The following is a 6426-nucleotide window of genomic DNA, read 5'->3' on the forward strand; positions in this document are numbered from 1 at the left end:
TCTTTGCGGGTCTGTTTGCGCTTGCCGGCGTACTCGGCGTCGGCGAAGGTCATCTGCTTCATCGGAAAACTCGGCGGGTGGAGTCCGGGGATTTTGCCAAAATCAGGAAGTCTTTTTCAGAGTTTCCTTAGGTTCGTCTCGTTAAGCTCAAAGTACATGCATTTTGCTTGGCACGAGCTTTGATCGCCCCCCATGTTCGACCCTCTCACCATCGACCACCAACTAGCACAGATTTTCTTGACCAGCGCGCGCTGCGCCTGCTTTAGGCAGGCTGCACGCAGCCTAAACTTACATATCGTGCCGATGCGCAAAAAACTCAGGAAGCTGGAGGCAACTGTAGGTACCCCGCTATTCCTTTATAAAGGACGCGAGCTCAGCCTGAGCGCAACAGGACGTGAATTACAACAACTACTGATCCAGAAATTCGGTGACCTGCATCCAGAGGACGTCAGTGTCCAGCGAGCTCTGGTACGTCTTGCGGTGCCGACGGCACTGCTCACCGACCTGCTGGCCCGTGATTTGATCTCCTGGCTGCGTAATGACGCGGCCGTGAGACTAGAAATCATCCCACAGGAGGGCGAGCCCGAGAGGCTGGCAGAGGTCATGATTTGGATCACCGATCCCGGCACGCCAAGACCGACTCCAAGCTTTGCAATGACAACACCATTGATGCTTGCACGAATTCCCTATCGTGCCCATATGGCCAAACGTTATGCGGGTAAACGCCTACCGAGTTCTGTAGCCGACCTCAAGGATTTCATGCTGGTTCAGCTCGCGGGAAACACAACGGTTGACAGTTTCGAACCATGGAATCAGCTGATCCGTCAGCGCCAAAGCGCGGTCATTCAAGTGCATTCACAAGAGTGGGTCGTTGACTTGCTGCGTAACTCCTCCTGCATTGGCCTGCTACCTGGCTACATCTCCCATGTAGACCGTAACCTGCTGCCCCTTGACGAGTTATTCGAGACTGCCTTGGAACGGGTGGTCTGGATTTCAACGTCCCCGCTGGCAGCAGAGCAATCAGAAGTGCAGACACTGGTATCGCTCATCTACAAAGCCTTTGAAGATCGCCACAACTGGTTCACTCAGTAGCCCTGAGTAGTCCACAAGCAGCTAATTCACCAAATAGTCATCTCGCTGAAACAAACAAAAGTTTCCACTCCTGCATTGAAACCCTCGCCCTGTAAGGCTTTCATTCGCCCTCTCGATCATTGAAATAAAAATGTCATCGAAAGTATGTGCAAGTGTAATACGCCTACCCGAGCCTGCCCCACGTCTACCACACATGTTTTCGACGAGGATAATTACATGCTCATTGCTACCCCCAACTCTCAATGGCTTAACCGAGTCACGTGCGGGCTCCTGCTGAGCGCTGGAGGACTCGGTCTCAGTCAACCAGCGGCAGCTGATTTTTTGGCAGATAGCAAAGCTGGTCTGGAAGCGCGCAACTTCTATTTCAATCGTGATTTCCGCCAAGACTCAGCTAGCCAGTCAAAGCAGGAGGAATGGGCCCAGGGCTTCCTGCTGCGCTACGAATCCGGCTTCACTGAAGGGACAGTCGGCGTGGGTATCGACGCCATCGGCATGCTGGGTCTCAAGCTGGACTCCAGCGCTGATCGTTCAGGCACGGGCCTTCTAAAACGCAACAAAGAAGCACCTCGTGCAGCGCAGGATGAATATGGTGAGATGGGCTTAACCGCGAAGCTGCGCGCTTCAAACAGCGTGCTGAAACTGGGCACGCTGCAACCTCGACTGCCAACCGTCCAAGCAAACGATTCGCGCCTGCTGCCACAGACCTTTCAAGGCGGGCACCTGAATTCGCTGGAGATTGCCGGCCTGACCTTCGATGCCGGCCAGCTCAAACAAGTAAGCCAGCGCGACTCATCCGATAGCGAAGACCTCAGCATTACCAGCGGCGCAGCCCGCGCTATCAGCGGCGGCGGAACCCAGAATAGCGATGAATTCAACTTCGCCGGAGCAACCTACAAGTGGAACAGCAACCTAGCCACCGGCTACAACTACGGCAATCTAGACGGTTTCTACAAGCAGCATATTTTCACGGTCCTGCACACCTTGCCGCTAGGTGACAAGCAATCGCTGAAAACTGATCTGCGCTACGCTCGCTCCACCGACGAGGGCAACAGCAACGTCGACAACAAGGCATTCGGGGCGATGTTCACCTATGCATTTAGCGGTCACGCACTCGGTGTTGGTTACCAGAGCATGAGCGGAGACACCGGCTACGCCTACATCAACGGCACCGATCCGTTCCTGGTCAACTATGTGCAAATCGGTGACTTCGCCAACAAAGACGAAACCTCATGGCAGGCCCGCTATGACTTCAACTTTGCCAGCGTTGGCATCCCTGGCTTGACGTTCATGACCCGTTACCTGACCGGCGACAATATTGATCTAGGCGCAGGCGGTGCCGATGGTAAGGAGTGGGAGCGCAATACTGACATCGCCTATGTCTTTCAGGACGGTGCGCTGAAAAACCTGGGCGTTAAATGGCGCAACGCCACACTACGTTCAACCAACTTCGGCAACGACGTTGATGAGAACCGCCTGATCGTGAGCTACACCCTTCCACTGCTGTAATTAGCAATAATCCGTGCGTTGCACTGTTTGTGCAGCGCACGCATTTAGCGAAATGCACAGACGGCGACTATGGGGAGCCGCCAAGAGTGCATTACTACCGCTAACGATCGCCTCACCAAAGCTGACTTTCCAATGACCCACTCACTGATACCTGGGTAGAAATTGTTATCTTCGGTAGCCGACGCCTGTAATTGCTCTGACGAGTGCCAAACATAACTGACGTATCAAAACCTTTACTCTCAAAGAGTTTAGATCCATTACAGGAATGTAATTCTCGCTTCACGTTTGTGACAGGGTCTTGCGTTTATATTTTAATCACCACCTTGAAGGAGTGATTAAACATGAAAAACCTCAAAGTCATTGCTGCACTTTCCGCTATGGTTGTTTCCTCTGCAGCTCTGGCAGAAGGCGGCGCTGATCGTGTCTATGGTCGGATGATTCAGGCCAATGAGCAGGCCATGCAAGAGTATGCTGCCGCTAACGGAAAGAATCCGCCTGAAGTTATTCATTACCGCTACGGCATGAAACTCGATATCGCCAGGGTCGTGGCCACTACCCCGACGGACTCTAGCTGCGGTGTGATGCCGGCCCAGATGACCTACGAGGACTCCAATGGCGATCTGAATATTCTTGAATACCGGGCAGCCGGGACAGGTTGCCGTAATCAAAACTAGATAAATGACATCGCGCTGACTGAAATGTAATTTCCAAGTCACCCTGACGTTATTTGGCATGTGGAAATATGACCAATGCGTGCCTGGCTATGCCCGGCGCGCTTGGCACATATATGCGACCACACAATGACAACTGCCAATAACATCAGGAGCATTTATGAATAACAGAACCCTGTTAGGACTTTCTCTGCTCACTCTGAGCGTCAGTACCGGGCAAGCTGCAATGGCCGCCGGCGAGAAAGGCGAGGGATTTATCGAAGGCAGCAGCCTGACCATTCTCAATCGAAACCTCTACTTCAACCGCGATTTCCGTAAAGGCCAGTCCAGCAGCTCGGGTAATGGCTATTCGGAAGAGTGGGCGCATGGCGTGATAGGCCGATTCGAGTCTGGTTTCACGGAGGGCACCATAGGTTTTGGTGTCGATGCCTTTGCCATGCTGGGGCTCAAGCTTGACACCGGCGACGGCCGTTCTGGTGCCGGGGGCTCAGTCGACGTGATGCCTTACAACAGCCTCGGGCAGGCTGAGGACAACTACTCCAAACTGGGGGCGCGGTGAAAACTCGGTTCATGGATACCGAGATCAAGGTAGGCGACGTCTTTCCCGTCAGCCCGGTCGTCCAATACGGTGATGCACGGCTTTTACCGGAGAGTTTCCGAGGTGTCACCGTGGTCAACAGCAGCGTGGAAGGACTGTCGCTTCAGGGCGGTCGCCTCCACTCGATGAGCCAACCCAATACCAGCAGCATGCGCGACGGCTTCGCTACCTTCTACGCGGGCGAAGTGGACTCGCCATGGATCGCCTATTTCGGTGGTGATTACACGCTTAATGACAACGTCGGCTTTAGTCTCTACACCAGCCGCCTCAAGGATGCCTGGAATCAATATTACGCGGGCACCACGCTGAGCTACCCGCTTGCGGACGATGTCGCCTTGATCGGCGGGCTGAACTACTACAAGGCGGTCGATGAAGGGAGGCAGCTCCTCGGGAGCTTCGATAACAACATCTGGAGCGGCAAGGTCGGCATCCAATTCGGCGCTCATACAGTGCTGGTGGGTCTCCAGCGCAACAATGGCGATGATGACTTCGACTACTTGCGCCAATCGGACTCCATCTACCTCGACAACTCCATCCAGTACAGCGACTTCAACTCGCCGAAGGAGAAGTCATGGCAAGTGCGCTATGACCTGGATATGGAGCCTTTCGGTGTGCCTGGATTGAGCTTCATGACTCGATATGCCCAGGGCTGGGATGCCGACTACAGCAACGCCAACGAAGTCTATATGCGCCGTGATGACAACGGCGATCCGTTGACCAACCAGAAGCGCTGGGAGCGGGACATCGAGGCCAAGTACGTTGTGCAGTCTGGGTCGTTGAAGGACATGTCCTTTCGCATTCGACAAGCCACGACTCGCGCCACCGACTTCGAGTCGGATTTGGATGAGTTCCGCCTGATTGTCGAGTACCCGCTGGAAGTTCTCTAACCCTGGCAAGCGAGCGGGTTGATTGCCCGCTCGCTCCTTGGTCCTGCTGTCCCCTCGTAGTGCTCCTTTGGTTTGGAGACAGCCCTTGGCGCCCTAGGGCGCCTTTTTTACTTAGGTTAAAGGACGTATGAAAATGAGTCGGCCACTACACACAAGCGGCCGTGCTGGCAGGCAGTACTACTGGGCGGGATATTCTGCAACGACCTGATCAGAACCCGTCTTGGTCAAGCCAATGACCTGGTAGGCATGCTGTACGCCATCGACTTCCATGCCGGGGGAGCCCGCCGGCATCCCGGGAACAGCGATGCCCAGCAGATCATCGCGCTTGGTGAGTTCGATGACCTGAGCCGCCGGCACATGACCTTCGACGAACTTGCCGTCAATCACCGCGGTGTGGCAAGACGCTAACCGTGGCGCGACGCCCAGTCTTTGCTTCACTGCTGTCATGTTGCTTTCAACATGGTCGACGACTTTGAAGCCATTCGCTTCGAGGTGTGAAATCCACTTCTTGCAACATCCGCAATTGGCATCACGATGGACATCAATCGTCAGGGCATCAGCTGCTTGAACCGCAGACGTGACGGAGAGAGCGGCCAGTAAGGCCAGATATTTAGCTTTCATGTACGTGCTCTTTGCCATCGGCGTGGGTGTGGGTCTTGGGCGAGGCGTTCGGAGCCTGCTCGGCGTGATGATCACCTCCGTTGGACGACGCCTCATCCCCAGCATGGTGGTCATCGCCACTCATATCCGAATGGTGACCTGCCTTAGGTGCGGAGCCACCCTCGCTATCCGTAGCCGCGGCATCGTGATGACCAGGCTCTCCAGCATCACCTGATCCATGATGGTCATCGCCACCGCCACTATTGTCATGATGGCCAGGCTTGTTGTCGCCGTGCTGTCCTTCATGGTTATGCATTTGCGTTTCCCCACCACCATGCTGATGGCCGCCACTGGATGCGACGAGTGCTTGGTATTGCTTGGCATCCATCGTCGGCAATTGGTCAAGGAAGGCAACCATGCCCCAGATGTACTCATCGCCCATGCTCTTGCCCCACGCAGGCATACCCGTTGCCTTGATGCCATGCTTGATCACCCAGAACGCTGCTGACGGATTGCCATCGACACCGATCTTGGCGAGGTTGGGAGGCGCAGGGTAAAGCGATTGGCTTAGCTCGGTCTCCGCCACACCTGGCGCCAAATGACAGCCGATACACATGGAGTTGTAGTTGCCCGCACCGGCGCGAATAAGAGCTTGATCATCCAGGTTGGGAACCTCGATGTCCTGCGAACGGACTTCGATAGAGCGGTCGCGGGCCATCGTGAGAAACGCATGCACTGCAGGAAAATGGGGATCATCGGCCCCCACGTTGACCACGCCAAAGTAGGCGCCGGCCAGGACAGCTGTGCTACCGACCACGCCGGCCGCCACCAAAGTTTTAATTGTTCTTTTCATGTCAGGTTCTCAAAACCACATCCGGATACCGGCGACAAAACGCGCCTCGTCTACATCACCGCCCTCGTCGCGCACCATGTCTGCCGTGTTGCTGCGGATTTCGGTGAACGTGACCGCTCATTTCGCTAACAACGTGACCGGTGCCTCCACCCGATTGCGCGGGGTTTAAATTCTAACCGCATCGGTCACGATGCGGCTTCTTCCTCCGTGTTTTTCCGC

Annotated in this window: 5 protein-coding genes and 2 pseudogenes; 4 read left to right on the forward strand and 3 right to left on the reverse strand. The window is 55.1% G+C overall.

The annotated features are described in order from the left end of the window. Positions 1 to 192: 192 nt before the first annotated feature. The 4 genes and pseudogenes from HBN63_RS21155 (at position 193) to HBN63_RS21170 (ending at position 4754) form a co-directional block, all read left to right on the forward strand. Positions 193 to 1092, forward strand: coding sequence for a LysR family transcriptional regulator (locus HBN63_RS21155; protein WP_017679356.1), 900 nt, complete (start codon positions 193 to 195; stop codon positions 1090 to 1092). A 216-nt stretch (positions 1093 to 1308) separates the two neighbouring features. Then, the gene (locus HBN63_RS21160) at positions 1309 to 2598 is read left to right on the forward strand and encodes an OprD family porin (protein WP_170050793.1); all 1290 of its coding nucleotides are present in this window, start codon (positions 1309 to 1311) and stop codon (positions 2596 to 2598) included. Between the two features lie 341 nt (positions 2599 to 2939). Next, positions 2940 to 3272, forward strand: coding sequence for a DUF2790 domain-containing protein (locus HBN63_RS21165; protein ID WP_017675718.1), 333 nt, complete (start codon positions 2940 to 2942; stop codon positions 3270 to 3272). Positions 3273 to 3429: 157 nt separating this feature from the next. Further along, positions 3430 to 4754 (forward strand): annotated as a pseudogene (locus HBN63_RS21170) (OprD family porin). A 177-nt stretch (positions 4755 to 4931) separates the two neighbouring features. Here HBN63_RS21170 and HBN63_RS21175 read toward each other — a convergent pair. The 3 genes and pseudogenes from HBN63_RS21175 to HBN63_RS21185 all read right to left on the reverse strand — a co-directional run. Then, a complete protein-coding gene (locus tag HBN63_RS21175; RefSeq protein WP_003246746.1) occupies positions 4932 to 5375 on the reverse strand; it encodes a DUF411 domain-containing protein in 444 nt (147 codons plus the stop codon). Continuing rightward, the gene (locus tag HBN63_RS21180) at positions 5365 to 6207 is read right to left on the reverse strand and encodes a cytochrome c (RefSeq protein WP_170050792.1); all 843 of its coding nucleotides are present in this window, start codon (positions 6205 to 6207) and stop codon (positions 5365 to 5367) included. Before HBN63_RS21180 ends, HBN63_RS21175 begins: the two co-directional genes overlap by 11 nt. Before the next feature lie 9 nt (positions 6208 to 6216). Then, positions 6217 to 6321 (reverse strand): annotated as a pseudogene (locus HBN63_RS21185) (copper resistance protein B); the annotation flags it as partial. Positions 6322 to 6426: the final 105 nt, after the last annotated feature.

It is taken from the genome of Pseudomonas sp. WS 5011 (genome assembly GCF_012985775.1).
GTDB classification, from domain to species: Bacteria; Pseudomonadota; Gammaproteobacteria; order Pseudomonadales; family Pseudomonadaceae; genus Aquipseudomonas; species Aquipseudomonas peli.